The sequence below is a fragment of the Saccharothrix sp. AJ9571 genome, from assembly GCF_021725495.1.
GTDB lineage: Bacteria > Actinomycetota > Actinomycetes > Mycobacteriales > Pseudonocardiaceae > Amycolatopsis > Amycolatopsis magusensis.
In genome coordinates this window covers 3,712,911-3,730,237 of sequence record NZ_CP091382.1, presented here as the reverse complement: position 1 = coordinate 3,730,237, position 17,327 = coordinate 3,712,911, and the positions used below count along the sequence as shown (strand labels likewise).

Here is a 17,327-nt window from a genome sequence, read left to right as displayed (position 1 = left end):
GGGCGGTGTCAGCGCCGCGGTGCCGCCGGGCGGTCCGTGGCCCACGGCTTGACCTCTTCGACCAGCTTCGCCACCGCCAGCACCAGGTCGTCCGAGTGCCGCGGCCCGACGATCTGCAGCCCCACCGGCAACCCCGCCGCGGTGAACCCGATCGGCACGCTGATCGCCGGCTGCTGCGTCAGGTTGAACGGGTAGGTGAACCGCGTCCACTCCGGCCAGCTCCGGTATTCGCTGCCCGGCGGCACGTCGTGCCCGGCTTCGAACGGTGAGATCGGCATCATCGGCGTGATCAGCACGTCGTGGCGCAGGTGGAACTCGCCCATGTGGATGCCCAGCGCGGCCCGCACCGCGCTCGCTTCGAGGTAGTCGCTCGCCGAGAAGGTGTGCCCGTGCTCCCAGACCTTGCGCAGCCCCTGGTCGATCAGCTCCGCCGACCCCTCGGGGAAGGTGTCCAGCCACTTCGCCGCACCCGTGGACCACAGCACGTCGAAGGCGTCCAGCGGATCCGTGAACCCCGGGTCCGTCTCCTCGACCCGCAGCCCCGCCTCGTCCAGCGCGGCCACCACGGACAGCACGATCCGCGAGATCTCCGGATCGACGTCCACGTAACCCAGGTTCGCCGAGTACGCGGCGTTCACCCCGCGCACGTCCCGCCGCACGGCCTCGCGGTAGGAGCTGACCGGCGGCGGGAGCGCCGACGGGTCCCGGTGGTCCGGCAGCGCGAGCACATCGAGCAGCAACGCCACGTCGTCCACCGACCGGGCCATCGGACCGGCGTGCCCCAGCGGCCCGAACGGGCTCGCCGGGAACAGCGGGATGCGCCCGTGCGTCGGCTTGAACCCGACGATCCCGCAGAAGGAAGCCGGGATCCGCACCGAACCACCGCCGTCGGTGCCCACCGACAGCTCACCCATGCCCGCCGCGACGGCCGCCGCGCTGCCCCCGCTCGAACCCCCCGCGGTCAGCTCGGGGTTCCACGGGTTGCGCGTGATGCCGTTCAGCGTGTTGTCGGTGACGGCCTTCCAGCCCAGCTCGGGCGTGGTCGTCTTGCCCAGCAGCACCAATCCGTGCTCGCGCAGGCGCGCGGTGACCGGGCTGTCGACCTCCCACGGCCCGGCCGGGTCGATGCAGCGCGAACCCCGCTGCGTCGGCCAGCCCTGGCTGAGGAACATGTCCTTGACCGAGGTCGGCACCCCGTCCAGCCAGCCGATCGGATTGCCGTCGCGCCACCGCTGCTCGGCCAGTTTCGCCTGCTCCAGCGCGGAATCGCGGTCGACGAGGCAGTAGGCGTTGAGCTCACCGTCGCGCTCGGAGATCGCGTCGAGGGAGGCTTGCGTCGCCTCCACCGGCGACAGCTCGCCGGACCCGTAGGCCGCGACGAGCTCACTGGCCGTCAGCAGGGTCCCCGACTCGTTCATGGTCCTCCTCAGTTGCTGCCTGACGGCACGTAGCCCAGACGCTTGTCCACGACATTACGAAGCGGCTGCCCGGTCCGCCACCGCTCGAAGTTCCCGGCGAACACCTCGACCAGGGTAGAGCGCCAGCCGAGGAAATCGCCGGACATGTGCGGGGAGATCAGCACATTTTCCATGGTCCACAGTGGACTATCAGTGGGCAGCGGCTCGGTGTCGAACACGTCCAGCGCCGCACCGGCCGGGCGACCGTCCCGCAGTGCCGCGATCAGGTCTTCGGTGACCACCAGTTCGCCCCGCCCCACGTTGATGAACCGCGAACCGGGCTTCATCGCGGCGAAGGCGCGTGCGTCGAACATGCCCTTGGTCTGCTCGGTCAGCGGGGCCACCGCGACCACGTAGTCGTATTCGCCCAGGTAATCGGTCAGCTCGGCCGACGGGCGCACCACGCCGAAGTCGGGATCGGCGTCGCGCGCCGTGCGTCCGGCGCCGGCCACGTCCAGCCCCGCGGCCCGCAGCAGGCGCGCGATCGACCGTCCGATCGGGCCGGTGCCGACCACCAGCGCACGACGGCCGGCGATCCGCTCGGTCTCGCGGTGCAGCCAGGTGCGTTCCTGTTGCAACTGGCGCGAGCGGGCGAAGTCCTTGGCGAAGGCGAGCACCACTCCGAGGACGTACTCGGCGATGGCGTCGTCGAAGACCCCGCGCGAGTTCGTCAGCACGACGTCGCTCTCGCGCAGGCCGGGGAACAACACCGGATCGACGCCCGCGCTGGCGATGTGCAACCACTTCAACCGGTCCGCCGCCTCCCACGCGCCGGGCACGGCGGTGGACAGGAAGTCGTAGACGAACAGGATGTCAGCGCCGTGTAACGCCTTCTTTAAACCAGCCTCGCCGGTATAACGCACCGCGGCCAGATGCTCGATGCTGTCCATGTCCGGGGGGTGCCGGTCGCCGCACAGCACCGCCAACACCGGGGATTCCGTGCCGATCACCGTTGACACGGTATGGACCGGTCGTATGATTGTCAACAATCCGAGGAGCCACCCCGGAGGCTCTCTGCATTCCCCAAGACGTCACCGCGGAGGCTTGGCCTTGGATTTCGAAATGCCCGTGTTCGACGGCCCGCTCGCCCAGCGGGGCATCGGCGTGATCGCTCCCTTCGACCTCGCACTGGAACGCGAATTGTGGCGCTGGGTCCCGATGGAGGTGTCCCTCCACCTGGCACGCACGCCGTACGAACCCGTGCCGGTGAGCATGGAGATGGCGCAACTGGTCAGCGACAGCAGGCACCTGGCCGCCGCCACCCGTGACGTGCTTCACGTGGAACCAGAGGTGGTCGCGTACCTGTGCACGTCGGGCAGCTTCGTCAACGGCATCCACTACGAGCGTTCGCTGTGCAAGGCGATCTGCGACGCCGGCGCGCCCGACGCCATCACCACCTCCGGCGCGCTCGCCGAGGTGCTGCAAGGACTCGACCTGCACAAAGTCTCGGTGCTGACGCCGTACGACGAGGACCTGACCGGGAAGCTGCACGAATTCCTGGCCGAACTGGACGTGGAAACGGTGTCCAGTGACCACCTCGGGCTCGGCGGCGGCATCTGGAAGGTGAGCTACCGGACCATCGCCGAACGCATCCTCGCCGCCGACCACTCCGAGGCCGAGGCGGTGTTCGTCAGCTGCACGAACCTGCCGACCTTCGACCTGATCGAGCCGCTGGAGGCGGCGCTCGGCAAGCCGGTGCTGACCGCCAACCAGCTCACCATGTGGGCCTGCCTGAAGCGGATGAACCTGCCGATCGTCGGGCCGGGGAAGTGGTTGCGTGACGTGACCTAGGGTCGTTCGTTAGGATTGTCGACAATCTGCAGGAGGTGTTCGAGCTTGCCCACGATCGGCTTCATCTACCCGGACCACGCGGCCGAAGACGACTACCCGCTGGCCGAACGCCTCCTCGGCGCGGGGTTCCAGCTGCCGGTCGAGCACATCTACGGCACCGATCTGCACGCCGTGCCGGAGTTGCTCGACCTCGGCAGTCCCGAACGCCTCAAGGAAGGCGCCGCGCTGCTGGCCGAGCACAAGCCGGACGCGGTGGTCTGGGCGTGCACGAGCGGCAGCTTCGTCTACGGCTGGGAAGGCGCGCGCAAGCAGGCCGAGCAGCTCGCCGAAGCCGCCGGGGTGCCGTCGACCAGCACCTCCTTCGCGTTCGTCGAGGCGGCCAAGGCGCTCGGCGTGCGGAAGGTGGCGGTCGCCGCCAGCTACCCCGACGACGTGGCGCGGCTGTTCGTCGAGTTCCTCGGCGCGGGCGGGGTCGAAATGCTGACCATGTCGAGCGCGGGCATCGACACCGCGGCCGAGGTCGGCGAACTGAGCCCGGAGGCGGTGGTCGAGCTGGCGGTGGCTCACGACCACCCGGACGCCGACGCCGTGCTGGTGCCCGACACCGCGATGCGCACGCTCGGCGTGCTCGAAGCCATCGAAAACCGGCTCGGAAAGCCGGTTCTCACCGCGAACCAGGTGACCATCTGGGAAGGTCTCCGGCAGGCCGGCGTCTCGGTGACGTCCGGCGAGCTGGGAGCTCTGTTCACGAGAACGGTCCGGGACGAGGGAAATTGACATGCCGCTGGCCGACATCGAACCGGTGAGCCGGGAGTCCACCGCGGGCATCATCGCGCGGCAGCTCCGCGACGCGATCATGAACGGCGCGCTGCCACCCGGCACGCAGCTGGGTGAGACGGAACTGGCTTCGCGGTTCCAGGTCTCGCGCGGGCCGCTGCGGGAGGCGATGCAGCGGCTGGTGTCGGAGGGCCTGCTGCGCAGCGAACGACACCGCGGGCTGTTCGTGATCGACCTCGAGCCGGACGACGTGTACGACATCTACGTCGCGCGGACCGCGATCGAACGGGCCGCGGCCATCCGCATCATGCGTGGTGACCGGGAGAAGGCGGCCGCCGCACTCGACGAGATCGTGCACGCGATGGAGGCCGCCGCCAGCGACGACGACCCGACCGCCCTGTCGGACGCGGACCTGCGCTTCCACGAGGTGCTCGTCGCCGAATCCGGCAGCCGCCGGCTCATGCGGATGACGCAGACCCTGCTGATCGAGACGCGGATGTGCCTGTCGATGCTGCAGCAGACCTACCAGCGGGTCGAGGAACGGGTGGACGAGCACAACCAGCTCATCAAGGCCATCCGCGCGGGTGACGAAGAGGCCGTGCTGAAGCTGCTGGAAGTACACATGGAAGACGCCATCCAACGCCTCCTGCCCGGCACCTCGCTGCACTGACCTTGGCGCGATGTCGGGTGCTGTGAAAGCCACCTTCACGGCACCCGGTACCTGACGAAAGTCGGGGGTGGGTGGCGTCCTTCGGGCACTGTGGCGCCCCGGTCCCGCTTCGTACCGTTGCCTGGTGACCGAATCGAAGTGGCTCTGGTGGTCCGGAGTGGCCCTGCTCGTCCTGACCGTGCACACCAACTGGGCCAGTCCCCTCGCGGCGTGGCTGTTCGCCATCCCGCTGCTCCTGTTCACCGCGCGCCGCGGGCTGCTCAAAGTGCTCGGCGCACTCGCGATCGGCATGGTCGTCTGGCTCGCCGCGACCTCACTGCTCTTCGTCCCCGAGGCGCTGCTCGCCTTCGCCGGGCTCACGCTGCTCCAGTGGCTCGCGTTCGTCGCGCACCGGCTGCTCACCCCGCGGCTGCCCGGCTTCCTCGGCACCCTCGTCTTCCCGACCGTGCTCGCCGCCGCCGAATACCTGTTCCCGGTGCTCATCCGCTTCGGCGACTTCGGCGCGCTCGGCTCCACCCAGCACGCCAACCTCCCGCTCCTGCAACTCGCCTCGGTCACCGGTGTCTACGGCATCACGTTCCTCATCGGCTGGTTCGCTTCGACGGCCGTGTGGGCGTGGGAAACGCGCAACGCGCGCAAGTTCGTGGTCTACGGCGTCGTGCTCGCGGCCGTGTTCGCCGCAGGTGGCGCCCGGCTCGTCTTCTCCGCGCCCACCGAGCAGTCCGTGCGCGTCGCAGCGGTGAGCCCGGCCCGTGCCGCCGACCAGCTTTCCTCGGACGCTCAGTCCTCAATGGACCTCAAGTACTGGCGAGCCGCGGACGTCGTGGCCGCCGATCCGCGAGCCACCAGCGCGGCCTTCGCCCCGGTCACCGACGACCTGCTCGAGCAGACCCGCACCCAGGCCAAGGCGGGCGCGAAGATCGTGCTGTGGCCGGAAACCCACGCCCGTGTCCTCGAACGCGACCACCGCGACCTGCTCGACCGCACCGCCGTGATCGCCAGGGAAACCGGCGCGTACATCAACATCGCCTACGCCCTGTACACCGGCGAGGCACCCAACATCCGCAACGTCAGCACCATGATCACCCCCGAAGGCCAGGTCGCCTGGACCTACGACAAGAGCGAGCCGACGCCCATGGAGCCGATGACCCCCGGCCCCGGTGATCTGCCCACAGTGGACACCCCGTACGGCCGGATCGCCGGCGCCATCTGCTACGACGCCGACTTCCCGCACCTCATGCGCCAAGCCGCGGACAAGGGCGCGGACCTGCTGCTGGTCCCCGCCAACGACTGGGCCGAGTTCTCCGAGTTGCACGCGGAAAAGGCCGTCTTCCGCAACGTCGAATACGGCTACTCGATGCTGCGCGATTCGGCACACGGCCTGTCCACCGCCGTGGACGCGCAAGGCCGGGTACTCGCCGAGACCGACTGGTTCCGCACCGATCAGCAGACCCTCGTGGCGAACCTCCCCCTCCAGGCTCGTACCGCCACCGTCTACAGCTCAGTCGGCGATGTCTTCGCGTGGCTGTGCCTGGGTGGGGTTTTGGTTCTCACCGCTGCCGCTTTGCGCCGGACCCCAGCAGCAGTGGGCACCACCCCGGTTTCTTAGTGTGACTACGGCGAGGGTTTTGGCTTCGGACCGGGATGGAAGGGGAGGTCTGGGCACTCCCCCTCGCCCGGGCCCGCCCCAAGTGTCGAACTCGGCTCCCCGAACGTTGAACTCAGCTTTCTGAACGTGGGACTCGCCTACCTGAGTGTGGAGTTCGGCCTCCTGAACGTGGAGTTCGGCTGCCTGAGTGTGGGACTCGCGGGGGCGGGGGCTTCGGGCGAGTTCCACGTTCAGGCAGCCGAGTCCCACACTCGGGAGCGCGAGTCCCACGTTGGGGCAGGCGAACTCCACGTTCAGGCGCGCGAGTGCCACGTTCGGGAAGGTGAGTTCCGCGTTGGACGGGTGGGACACGAATGTGGCTTTGGGGGCGGAATCGGCCCCAAAGCCACATTCGTGTCAGAGCCCGGTCAGGTCAGGGCATTGGTGATGGCGGTGCCCAGGTCGGTGGTGGTGGAGTTGCCGCCGAGGTCCGGGGTGGCTACCGAGCCGTCGGCGAGTACCTTTTCGACGGCCGAGTTGATGGCACGCGCCGCGCCTGGCTCGCCGAGGTGGTCGAGCATCATCGCGCCGGCGAGCACCTGGGCGACCGGGTTGGCGATGCCCTGGCCGGCGATGTCCGGTGCGCTGCCGTGCACCGCTTCGAACATCGACGGGTGGTCGCCCGGCGGGTTGATGTTGCCCGACGGCGCCATGCCCAGCCCGCCGGTCACCGCCGCGGCCAGGTCGCTGAGGATGTCGCCGAACAGGTTGGACGCGACCACCACGTCCAGCCGGTCCGGCTGCTGCACCATCCGCGCCGCCAGTGCGTCCACATGGCACTGTTCACTGTGGACATCCGGATACTCGGCGGCGATCTCCGCGAAGATCTCGTCCCAGTACGGCATCGAGTGGATGAGCCCGTTCGACTTGGTCGCCGAGCACACCCGCCCGGTGCGGGTCTTCGCCAGCTCGAAGGCGTACCGGATTATCCGCTCCACGCCGACCCTGGTGAACACCGACTCCTGCAGCACGAACTCCCCCGGCTGCCCGGTGTTGTGCCGCCCGCCCAGCTGGGAGTACTCGCCCTCGGAGTTCTCCCGGACGATCACCATCTCCAGCTCGTCCGCCGACCGCCCGGCCAGCGCCGAGGTGGTCCCCGGCAGCAACCGCACCGGCCGCAGGTTCACGTACTGCGCGAACGCCCGACGCAGCGGGATCAGCAGGCCCCACAGCGAAACGTGGTCCGGTACCCCGGGAAAGCCGACCGCGCCCAGGAAGATCCCGTCGAAGGCGGACAGCTGCGAAACCCCGTCCTCCGGCATCATCCGCCCGGTCTCGGCGAACCGTTCACAGCTCCAGTCGAATTCGGTCCACCGCAAGGAGAACCCGTTCAGGCTCGCCGCGCGGTCGAGCACCTTGCGCGCCTCGATGGTGACGTCGACGCCGATGCCGTCGCCGGGGATGCTCGCGATCTTGTACTCGGTCACAGGCTCACCGCGATGTACTTGGTCTCCAGGAACTCGTCGATGCCGAACTTGCCGCCCTCGCGGCCCAGCCCGGACGCCTTGATGCCGCCGAACGGCGCGGCCGGGTTCGACACCAGGCCCTGGTTCAGCCCGACCATGCCGGACTCGAGCCGCTCGGAAACCCGCAGCGCCCGCTTGATGTCGCTGGTGTAGAGGTAGCTGACCAGGCCGTATTCCGTGTCGTTGGCCGCGGCGAGCACCTCGTCCTCGGTGTCGAAGATGTAGATGGGCGCCACCGGGCCGAAGATCTCCTCGGTGGCCATTTCCGCGTCCAGCGGTACTTCGGTGAGCACGGTGGCCTGGTAGAAGTTCCCCGGACCGTCCACAGTGGCCCCACCGGTGAGCACCTTGGCACCGCGCTCGACGGCGTCGCGGACCAGGCCGCTGACCTTGTCCACCGCGGCCCGGTCGATCAGCGGGCCGACCACCACGCCGTCCTCGGTGCCGCGGCCCATCGGCAGCGCGGACATCTTCTCGGTCAGGCGGCGGGCGAACTCGGCGGCGACGCCCTTCTGCACGTAGATCCGGTTGGCCGCGGTGCACGCCTCGCCGATGTTGCGCATCTTCGCCAGCATCGCGCCTTCGAGCGCGGCATCGAGGTCGGCGTCGTCGAAGACGATGAACGGCGCGTTGCCGCCCAGTTCCATCGAGGTCCGCAGCACCTTGTCGGCGCACTGCTCCAGCAACTTCCGGCCGACCGCGGTGGACCCGGTGAAGGACAGCTTGCGCGCGCGGCCGTCGCGGATCAGCGGCTCCATCACGCCACCGGAGTCGCTGGTGGTCAGCACGTTCAGCACGCCTTCGGGCAGCCCGGCCTCGGCCAGGATGTCGGCCAGCGCCAGCATCGACAGCGGCGTCTGCGCGGCGGGCTTGATGATCATCGTGCAGCCGGCCGCCACCGCCGGGCCGATCTTGCGCGTGCCCATCGCCATCGGGAAGTTCCACGGGGTGATCAGCAGCGACACCCCGACCGGCTGCTTGGCCACCAGGAATCGGCCGGATCCGTTGGGCGCCACCGAATAGTCGCCCCCGATCCGGACCGCCTCCTCGGCGAACCAGCGGAAGAACTCCGCGGCGTAGGCGATCTCGCCCCGCGACTCGGCCAGCGGCTTGCCCATCTCCAGTGTCATCAGCAGCGCGAGTTCCTCGGTGCGGTCCACCAGCGCCTGGTAGGCCCGGCGCAGGATCTCGCCGCGCTCGCGCGGTGCCGTCTTCGCCCACTCGGCCTGCGCGGCCGTCGCCGCTTCGAGCGCCGCCATGCCGTCCGCCGGCGAGGCGTCGGCCACCTCGCACAGCGCTTCACCCGTGGACGGATCGAGCACCGGGAAGGTCCGGCCACCTTCCGCGGCGGTCCACTTGCCGCCGATGAAAAGTTCCTTCGCGACCGTGTCGACGACCCCGGCCTCGCTGATCTCGCCCATCACTACCGCTCCTGTCCGCGTTCATTGCGCCCGGTCCGAGGGCCATGCTATGCATATTGTCAACAATCGACAAGAGATCCTCGGTGTGCACCCGATCGGCTACCCGACCGGCCGCGCACGCAACCTTCGTCCAAAGGAGCACCGCTGCCATGGCCCAGCTCTCCCCCCTGCTCAAGCAGGCCACCCCGGTCGTCGTGGACCACGGCGAGGGCACCTGCCTGTTCGACAGCGAAGGCAGGCGGTTCCTGGACTTCACCGCGGGCATCGGGGTGACCAGCACCGGCCACTGCCACCCCAGGGTGGTCGCGGCGGCGCAGGAGCAGATCGGCAAGCTGATCCACGGGCAGTACACCACCGTGATGCACAAGCCGCTGCTCGAACTGACCGAGCGCCTCGGCGGCGTGCTGCCGTCCGGTTTGGACTCGCTGTTCTTCTCGAACTCCGGCAGTGAAGCGGTGGAAGCCGCGCTCCGGCTGTCGCGCCAGGCGACCGGGCGGCCGAACGTGATCGTGTTCCAGGGCGGTTTCCACGGCCGGACCGTCGCCGCCGCGTCGATGACCACGTCGGGCACGCGGTTCAGCGCGGGCTTCTCGCCGTTGATGTCGGGCGTGCACGTGGCGCCGTTCCCGTACGCCTACCACTACGGCTGGGACGAGCGGACCGCGACGAAGTTCGCGCTGCGTGAGCTGGACTACCTGTTCGCCACGATCACCGCGCCGAACGAGGTCGCCGCCTTCTTCGTCGAGCCGGTGCTCGGCGAGGGCGGTTACGTGCCGGCGAACACCGAGTTCATGGCCGGGCTGCGCGAGCGCGCCGACAAGCACGGCATCCTGCTGGTGCTCGACGAGGTGCAGACCGGGTTCGGCCGCACCGGCAAGTTCTGGGGCCACGACCACTTCGACGTCCGCCCGGACATCGTGCTGATCGCGAAGGGCCTGGCCAGCGGCTTCCCGCTGTCCGGCATCGCCGCGTCGCAGGAGCTGATGGCGAAGGCGTGGCCGGGTTCGCAGGGCGGCACCTACGGCGGCAACGCGGTTTCGTGCGCGGCGGCCTGCGCCACGCTCGACGTGATCGCCGAAGAGGGCCTGGTCGCCAACGCCGCCGAGCGCGGCACGCAGCTGCTCGACGGCGCCCGGCTGATCGGGGACAAGACCCCGGCGATCGGCGACGTGCGGGGACTCGGGCTGCTGGTCGGCTCGGAGTTCACCACCGCGGACGGCGAGCCGGACACGGTCACCGCGCAGGCCGCGCAGAAGGCCGCCACCGAGCGCGGGCTGCTGCTGCTCACCTGCGGTGCCTGGATGAACGTGGTCCGGATGATCCCGCCGCTGGTGGTCACCGCCGAGCAGGTCGACGAGGCGCTGGGCATCTGGGCCGAGGTCGTCGACACCGTCACCAAGAGCTGAGGAGAATCTTCGTTGGCCCGCTACATCACCATCACGCTGGACAAGCGCGGCGTTTCCTGCCGCGCCCGGCTGCTCGACGCCGAAGCCCCGCGCACCTGCGAAGCGGTGTGGAACGCGCTGCCGCAGAGCGGTTCGGCCTACCACGCGAAGTACGCGCGCAACGAGGTCTACACGCTCGTGCCGCCGTTCGCCCAGCCCAAGCCGGGCCGGGAGAACCCGACCGTCACCCCGATCCCGGGTGACGTCGTGTACTTCGGCTTCGAGGCGTGGGAAATCGGCAACCCGGCGTACGGCTACGACGAGGGCAGCGAGGCCCACAGCGACCAGGGCGCCACCGACCTCGCGATCTTCTACGGCCGCAACAACCTGCTGATCAACGGCGACGCCGGCTGGGTGCCCGGCAACGTGTTCGCCACGATCGAGGAGGGCCTGCCCGAGATCGCCGCGGCCGCACAGGACCTCTGGCTCCGCGGCGTCGAAGGCGAAACTCTCTCCTTCGCCCGCGCAGAGACCTAAGCCACCCAAGTACGGACACGACTCGCCCCGGAACACCCCCACCCCGGGCGAGTCGCACACCCCAACACCCGAACCACACACTCGCGCACCCGAACCACACACCCAGGCACCCGAACCACACACTCAGGTAGCCGAACCACACACTCGCACCCCCGCGATGTCACCAGAGCAACCGCCGCCCGGGCACCCCACCAAAGGACCCGCCCAGACCCCCACCCCGCCCCGGTCCACAGCCAAAAACACGGCGAAGACCTCGATGTCAAGGCATCTCTCCCGCCTTGACATCGAGGTCTTCGCCGTAGTCACAATAAAAAAACCGGGGCGGCCCTAAACCACCCACCCCAAACGTGAAAAGGTTTCATAGCGGGATTCGTCCGGCCCGTACTACCCTGCGGTAGCCAGGTCTCGGCGCAGAGGTGAGAGGACGGTCGACACCGTCATGAACGACAGCGGTCCCGGGGGTTTCGAGCAACGCCTCACCGACATCGTCGGCCAAGCCAACGTGCTCACCGGGGAGGCCGTGGGCGAGGACTACGCCCACGACGAATGCCTCACCGTGGAGCCGCAGAAACCCCGCTACGTGGCCAAACCGGCCACCGCCGAGGAAACCGCGGAACTGCTCAAGGCCGCCGTCGAGCACCGGGTCCCGGTGACCGCCCGCGGCTCGGGCAGCGGCCTGTCCGGCGCGGCGCGTCCGCGGCCGGACGGCCTGCTCATCTCCTTCGAGCGGATGAACCAGGTGCTCGAGATCGACGCCGACAACCACGTCGCCGTGGTGCAGCCCGGCGTCACCCTGGCCCAACTGGACGAAAAGACCGCCGCGGCCGGGCTGTCCTACACCGTCTACCCCGGCGAGCTGAGCGCGAGCATCGGCGGCAACGTCGGCACGAACGCGGGCGGCATGCGCGCGGTGAAGTACGGCGTCACCCGGCACAACGTGCTCGGCCTGCAAGCCGCGCTCCCCAGCGGTGAACTGATCCGCACCGGCGGCAAGACCTCCAAGACCTCCACCGGCTACGACCTCACCCAGCTGATCATCGGCTCGGAGGGCACGCTCGCGCTGGCCACCGAGGTGATCGTGCGACTGCACCCGCGCCTGCCCCACGGCGCCACCGTGCTCGCCCCGTTCGGCGACCTCGGCCAGGTGATGCGCGCGGTGCCGAAGATCATTTCCAGCGGGCTGGACCCGCACATCCTGGAATACATCGACAACCTGACCATGGCCGCGATCGTCTACAAAGAACAGTTGGCGCTCGGCGTGCCGGACGAGGTCAGGGACGCCTCGCAGGCGTACCTGGTGGTGGCGCTGGAAAACCGCGACCACGACCGGCTGGACGAGGACATCCAGACCCTCGGCGAACTGCTCGCCGAACTGGGTGCCACGGACGTGTACGTGCTGGAGGGGCCGTCCGCGCGCAAGCTGATCGAAGCGCGGGAGAACGCGTTCTGGACGGCGAAGTCGGTCGGCGCGGACGACGTGATCGACGTGGTGATCCCGCGGGCGGAGATGCCCGCCTTCCTGACCAAGGTGCGCGAACTGGCCCTCGCCGCCGAGTCCGGCGCGGTCGGCTGCGGGCACGCCGGGGACGGCAACGTCCACTTGGGAATCTTCCAGAAGGACCCGGCGAAGCGCCGCGCGCTGCTGCATGAGATCTTCGCGGCAGGCATGGCCGTCGGCGGTTCGATCTCCGGTGAGCACGGCATCGGCCACGCCAAGAAGACGCACTTCCTCGAGCTGGAGGACCCGGCGAAGATCGAGCTGATGCGCCGGATCAAGCAGTCCTTCGACCCCCTGGGCATCCTCAACCCCGGGGTTCTCTTCGACCAGGAGTCACAGTGAGCATGAACGGCGCGCAGTCCCTCATCCGCACCCTCGTCGAGGCGGGGGTGGACGTGTGCTTCGCCAACCCGGGCACCTCGGAGATGCACTTCGTGGCGGCGCTGGACTCGGTGCCGGAGATGCGCGGGGTGCTCGCCCTGTTCGAGGGCGCGGTGACCGGTGCCGCCGACGGCTACGCGCGCATCGCCGGACGGCCCGCGGCGACCCTGCTGCACCTGGGCCCCGGCCTGGCCAACGGCCTGGCGAACCTGCACAACGCCAAGCGCGCGCACACGCCGATCGTGAACGTCATCGGCGACCACGCCATCGACCACAAGAAGTACGACGCCCCACTGGAATCCGACATCGAGGCGCTCACCGGCACGCTGAACGGCTGGACGCGGCGCTCGGACCACACCGCCGACGTCGGTGCCGACGCCGCGGCCGCGGTCGCCGCCGCGCAGGACGCGCCCGGCCGGATCGCGAACCTCATCCTGCCCGCGGACGTCTCCTGGGGTGAGGGCGGGAAGCCCTGCCCGCCGGTGCCCGCCCGCGTGCCGAAGGAAGTGGACGAGGCGACCGTCGGGCAGATCGCCGAGGTGCTGCGCTCGGGTGAGCAGGTGGCGCTGCTGATCGGCGGCGCCGCATGCCGGGAGACCGGGCTGCGGGCGGCGAGCCGGATCGCGGCGGCGACCGGCGCGAAGCCGTTCGTCGAGGTCTTCCCCGCGCGGCTCGAACGGGGTGCGGGACTGCCCACCATCGAGCGGCTCGGTTATCTGGCCGAGCACGTGGAGTACCAGCTGCAGGGCGTCAAGCACGTGATCATCGCGGGCACGAAGGCGCCGGTTTCGTTCTTCGCCTACCCGGGCAAGGCCAGCGACCTGGTGCCGGGAGGCGCGCAGGTGCACACGCTGGCCGGGCTGGACGCGGACGTGGTCGGTGCGCTGCAGGACCTCGCCGATGTGGTCGCCGCGGACACCGAACCCGTGCTGCAGGAGGAAACCCGGCCCGCGCTGCCGAGCGGCCCGCTGACCCCGCAGAACTGGGTCGAGGTGATCGGCGCGCTGCTGCCGGACAACGCGATCATCGCCGACGAGGCCAACACCTCCGGCGTCCTGCTGCCCGCGGCGACCGCGGGCGCCCCGCGCCACGACGTGCTCACGCTGACCGGTGGCGCGATCGGGCAGGGCATCCCGGTGGCCACCGGCGCGGCGATCGCGGCACCGGACCGGCCGGTGATCAACCTGCAGTCCGACGGCAGCGCGCTGTACACGATTTCGGCGCTGTGGACGCAGGCGCGGGAGAAGTCCAACGTCACCACGGTGTTGTTGAACAACCGCGCCTACGCGATCCTGCGGATGGAGCTGCAGCGCGTGGGTGCGGAGGGGTCCGGCCCGAAGGCGCAGGAGCTGCTGGACCTGTCCGGTCCGGACATGGACTTCGTGAAGATCGCCGAGGGCCTCGGCGTGCCCGCCCGCCGCGCGACGACGGCCGAAGAGCTGGCCGACGCGTTCTCGTGGGCACTGGCGGAGCCGGGTCCGCACCTGATCGACACGATCGTGCCGCCGCTGGTCTGATTTTCACAGGGTCTTCTCAGAGAGATCTTCGGTAACTGACGGTTTCGCCGGGTTCACTTGAGGTGTACCGGGCGGGGCCCGGACGTACCGTGAGGAGGCCGGCCATGATGACCACGCTCCAGTTGCCCCTCGGCCATCGCCCGATGTCGGATTCGGTGAGCAGGCGGGGCCCGCGGTCGATCAACGCCGACGCGGTCGCCACCCACACCGACGCGGTCTCGGGCCGCACGGCTTTCGTGGTGGCCGACGGCGTCGGCGACCACCTGCTCGCCGCCAGGGCCGCGCGCCTGTCGGCCCGAGTCGCCGCCGAAGCCGGTGCACGTTCCGGGGCGTACGCCGGTTTGCTTGCCGCGCAGGAAGAACTGCGGACGCAGTTCGACGAGAAGCAGGCGGACTGCGTGCTCATCGTGGCCATCCTGCCGCCCCTGAACGCCCCCGGAAGAGGCGCTGGCCGACATCGCCTGGGTGGGTGACTGCCGCCTGTACCGGTGGAACGGGCGCGTGCTGTCACAGCTGACGGTCGACCACACGCTCGCGGAATTCTGGCGCTCGCAGGACCTGGTGCCCTCCGCGCGCATGGAACACGTCGTCACGGACTCCGTCCGCACCGCACGCGAGTCGGACATCGGCCGCGCCTACACCCCCGTCCGCGGCGGCCGTCTCCTGCTGTGCACGGACGGTGTGCACAAGACGCTCAGCATGCCCGCCGTCAAAACCCTCCTCTCCGCCGCCCACGACCCCCACGCCGCCGCCACGGACCTCGTGCACACCGCCCACACCCTGGGCAGCACCGACAACGCCACCGCCGTAGTCGTAGACCTGCAACCCCTCCCCTGAACCCCGCGCACCGGATCGATGAGGAGTGCAGGTGCCTGACGACGACGAGGCGCTGGCCGCGTTCGGGTATGAGCTGGGGATCATGAAGCGGATGCGGCGTGCGGGCTGGTGGCACGCCGGGGTCGGGGATCCCGAGTCGATCGGTGAGCACAGCCTCCGGTCGCGCAGCTGGCCGGACTGATCGCCGCCGAGGAAGGCGGCGACCCTGCGCGGACCGCATACCTCGCCATCTGGCACGACAGCCAGGAGATCCGCACCGGCGATCTCCCGCACACCGCACGCGCCCACCTCGACAAGCCGGACGCACGAGCCATCACCGAAGCCGCCGTGAACATCTCCCCACTCCACTGGCGCGACCGTTAGCCTCGCGAACCACCGACACGAATGTGGCTTTGGGGGCGGATTCCGCCCCCAAAGCCACATTCGTGTCCCTCAACGTAACCCGGGACCGCCAAGGTGACCCGGACAGCAAAGCTGCCCAAGTAGAGGAACCGGGCCCCGGCAGCAAAGGCGACCCGGGCAGAGAAACGGGACCCGGTCGACAAAGGAGACCGGCGACAAAAGACCGAGGGCAGCAGAAACGGGACCCGGGCACCGAACCCAGCCGTCCGCCCACACTCCCCCCTCCACCTCGACCCAAAGCCAAAAACACGGCGGGGATCGGTTTGTCAAGGCACGCTTTCCCGCCTTGACAAACCGATCCCCGCCGTAGTCACACTAAAACAGCGGGGTGGTTCCCCTACCCACAACCCACCCCCGGAGAACAAAACGCGACCTCCGGATACCGCGAAGAAGGCGAGTTCAGCAAAACCTGCGGAACCCCACGCAAATGCTCATCAACGAACGCCCGAACATATCGACGCGTAATCACCGAAGTGCGTTCACCGGAGAGCTCCCCACCACCGTCCAACCCGGCCTGATCCCCCAGCAAACCCACATCCGTGAACGAACCGTGCTCCGCGCCGGCGACCACGAGCCATCGCTTCCACCCAGCCAACTGCGACCACGCCGCTTCCCACGTCCCGGCCTGCTCGCTCACCCCCGGTGTGTACTGTTCCGCCCGCCCCAGGAACAGGAACGGACGCGAAAGGTCGATCTGCGCCGGACCGTCCTGCATGCCGTCGATGTTGATGCCCGCTTTGATCCGCGGGTCCGCGAGCATCGAGTGGATGCCGCTCGCGCCGCCCGCCGAATGACCGGCCATCGCGATGCGCGAGCCGTCGATGGAGCGTCCGTAGTCCGCCAGTAGCGAGTCGATCACGAACGAAACATCAGCCGCCCGGCCATCGTGCATCTTCTTCCAGAACTCGTGCACGTTCTCCGGCGTGCGCACTATTTCGCAGGCAACGCACTGGGTCACCCGCCCATCCGGGAAGGTCGTGGCGACGCTTTCGTAGGTGTGCTCGACCACGGCCACCACGTATCCGTGGCTCGCCAAGTCCTCGGCCAGACCGGACAGCGTGGCGCGTGGTTTGCCGAAGCCCGGCGAAAGCACCACGAGCGGCCACCGGCCCATCGGCGCCGCACCCGCCACGGAATGCGTCCGCGTGCGGCTCAGCAGGTCGAACGGCAGCGTCGTGATCTCCGCTTCCTTCAGCAGCAGCTCCGACTCCAGCGGGGTCATGTACTGCGCGCGCTGCCCGTGCGACACGAAAGTCGGGTACCGCAGCGAAACCATCAGCTCGCGCGGCCCCGCCTCCGGCACCCAGGTGTCCGGGCGCGACGAATCCACCAGGTGCAGCGTGGTCGTCCCGACCGGGAGCACCCCCGTCGGCTTCAGCAGGTGCAGATCGGTGGCCGCGGACGCGGGCATCCCGCCGACCGCGAGCACCGCCACCCCGGCCAAGGCCACCAGACGTCTCAACATGGAGTCCCCTTTCTCTGTTTATCTAGCTACCTAGCACTATAGCCAAACCATACCTCCCGAACGCAAAAAAGTGGC

15 protein-coding genes and 1 pseudogene are annotated in these 17,327 nt (G+C 69.2%); 11 read left to right on the top strand and 5 right to left on the bottom strand.

The genetic code is table 11. The annotated features are described in order from the left end of the window. Nucleotides 1-8 precede the first annotated feature (8 nt). Both L3Q67_RS16905 and L3Q67_RS16900 read right to left on the bottom strand, forming a co-directional pair. Entirely contained in the window at nt 9-1,418 is a 1,410-nt protein-coding gene (locus L3Q67_RS16905) for an amidase (protein WP_499190404.1), read from the bottom strand. An 8-nt stretch (nt 1,419-1,426) separates the two neighbouring features. After that, a complete protein-coding gene (locus L3Q67_RS16900; RefSeq protein ID WP_499190403.1) occupies nt 1,427-2,407 on the bottom strand; it encodes a D-2-hydroxyacid dehydrogenase in 981 nt (326 codons plus the stop codon). Between the two features lie 112 nt (nt 2,408-2,519). On the opposite strand from L3Q67_RS16900, the gene L3Q67_RS16895 reads away from it, so the two are divergent. The 4 genes from L3Q67_RS16895 (at nt 2,520) to L3Q67_RS16880 (ending at nt 6,304) form a co-directional block, all read left to right on the top strand. Next, nucleotides 2,520-3,248, top strand: a complete 729-nt coding sequence (locus tag L3Q67_RS16895; RefSeq protein ID WP_499190402.1) for a maleate cis-trans isomerase family protein — start codon at nt 2,520-2,522, stop codon at nt 3,246-3,248. A gap of 45 nt (nt 3,249-3,293) precedes the next feature. Then, the gene (locus L3Q67_RS16890; protein WP_499190401.1) at nt 3,294-4,025 is read left to right on the top strand and encodes a maleate cis-trans isomerase family protein; all 732 of its coding nucleotides are present in this window, start codon (nt 3,294-3,296) and stop codon (nt 4,023-4,025) included. A 1-nt stretch (nt 4,026) separates the two neighbouring features. After that, complete coding sequence (locus L3Q67_RS16885) at nt 4,027-4,695, top strand: GntR family transcriptional regulator (RefSeq protein ID WP_499190400.1); 669 nt, start codon at nt 4,027-4,029, stop codon at nt 4,693-4,695. 124 nt (nt 4,696-4,819) lie between these two features. After that, entirely contained in the window at nt 4,820-6,304 is a 1,485-nt protein-coding gene (locus L3Q67_RS16880; protein ID WP_499190399.1) for an apolipoprotein N-acyltransferase, read from the top strand. A 407-nt stretch (nt 6,305-6,711) separates the two neighbouring features. Here L3Q67_RS16880 and L3Q67_RS16875 read toward each other — a convergent pair whose 3' ends face one another. Both L3Q67_RS16875 and L3Q67_RS16870 read right to left on the bottom strand, forming a co-directional pair. Then, nucleotides 6,712-7,770 (bottom strand): isocitrate/isopropylmalate dehydrogenase family protein, encoded by a 1,059-nt coding sequence (locus L3Q67_RS16875; RefSeq protein ID WP_499190398.1) that lies wholly within the window; start codon nt 7,768-7,770, stop codon nt 6,712-6,714. Beyond that, entirely contained in the window at nt 7,767-9,230 is a 1,464-nt protein-coding gene (locus tag L3Q67_RS16870; protein ID WP_499190397.1) for an NAD-dependent succinate-semialdehyde dehydrogenase, read from the bottom strand. The genes L3Q67_RS16875 and L3Q67_RS16870 overlap by 4 nt, the downstream gene beginning before the upstream one ends. A 149-nt stretch (nt 9,231-9,379) precedes the next feature. Between L3Q67_RS16870 and L3Q67_RS16865 the strand changes: the two genes are divergently transcribed. From L3Q67_RS16865 to L3Q67_RS16835, 7 genes and pseudogenes are all read left to right on the top strand, one after another. Further along, entirely contained in the window at nt 9,380-10,636 is a 1,257-nt protein-coding gene (locus L3Q67_RS16865; RefSeq protein ID WP_499190396.1) for an aspartate aminotransferase family protein, read from the top strand. Between the two features lie 12 nt (nt 10,637-10,648). Continuing rightward, a complete protein-coding gene (locus L3Q67_RS16860; protein ID WP_423584071.1) occupies nt 10,649-11,152 on the top strand; it encodes a DUF3830 family protein in 504 nt (167 codons plus the stop codon). Between the two features lie 439 nt (nt 11,153-11,591). Next, on the top strand, nt 11,592-12,992 hold the full coding sequence (locus L3Q67_RS16855) for an FAD-binding oxidoreductase (RefSeq protein ID WP_499190395.1): 1,401 nt from the start codon (nt 11,592-11,594) through the stop codon (nt 12,990-12,992). 2 nt (nt 12,993-12,994) lie between these two features. Beyond that, entirely contained in the window at nt 12,995-14,548 is a 1,554-nt protein-coding gene (locus tag L3Q67_RS16850; protein WP_499191559.1) for an acetolactate synthase large subunit, read from the top strand. Nucleotides 14,549-14,652: 104 nt separating this feature from the next. After that, a complete protein-coding gene (locus tag L3Q67_RS16845; protein ID WP_499190394.1) occupies nt 14,653-15,021 on the top strand; it encodes a hypothetical protein in 369 nt (122 codons plus the stop codon). Between the two features lie 28 nt (nt 15,022-15,049). Beyond that, the gene (locus tag L3Q67_RS16840) at nt 15,050-15,385 is read left to right on the top strand and encodes a PP2C family protein-serine/threonine phosphatase (protein ID WP_499190393.1); all 336 of its coding nucleotides are present in this window, start codon (nt 15,050-15,052) and stop codon (nt 15,383-15,385) included. Nucleotides 15,386-15,467: 82 nt separating this feature from the next. Continuing rightward, a pseudogene (locus tag L3Q67_RS16835) lies at nt 15,468-15,742 on the top strand (HD domain-containing protein); the annotation flags it as partial. A 382-nt stretch (nt 15,743-16,124) separates the two neighbouring features. Here L3Q67_RS16835 and L3Q67_RS16830 read toward each other — a convergent pair. After that, on the bottom strand, nt 16,125-17,252 hold the full coding sequence (locus L3Q67_RS16830) for an alpha/beta hydrolase family protein (RefSeq protein ID WP_499190392.1): 1,128 nt from the start codon (nt 17,250-17,252) through the stop codon (nt 16,125-16,127). Between the last annotated feature and the right edge of the window lie 75 nt (nt 17,253-17,327).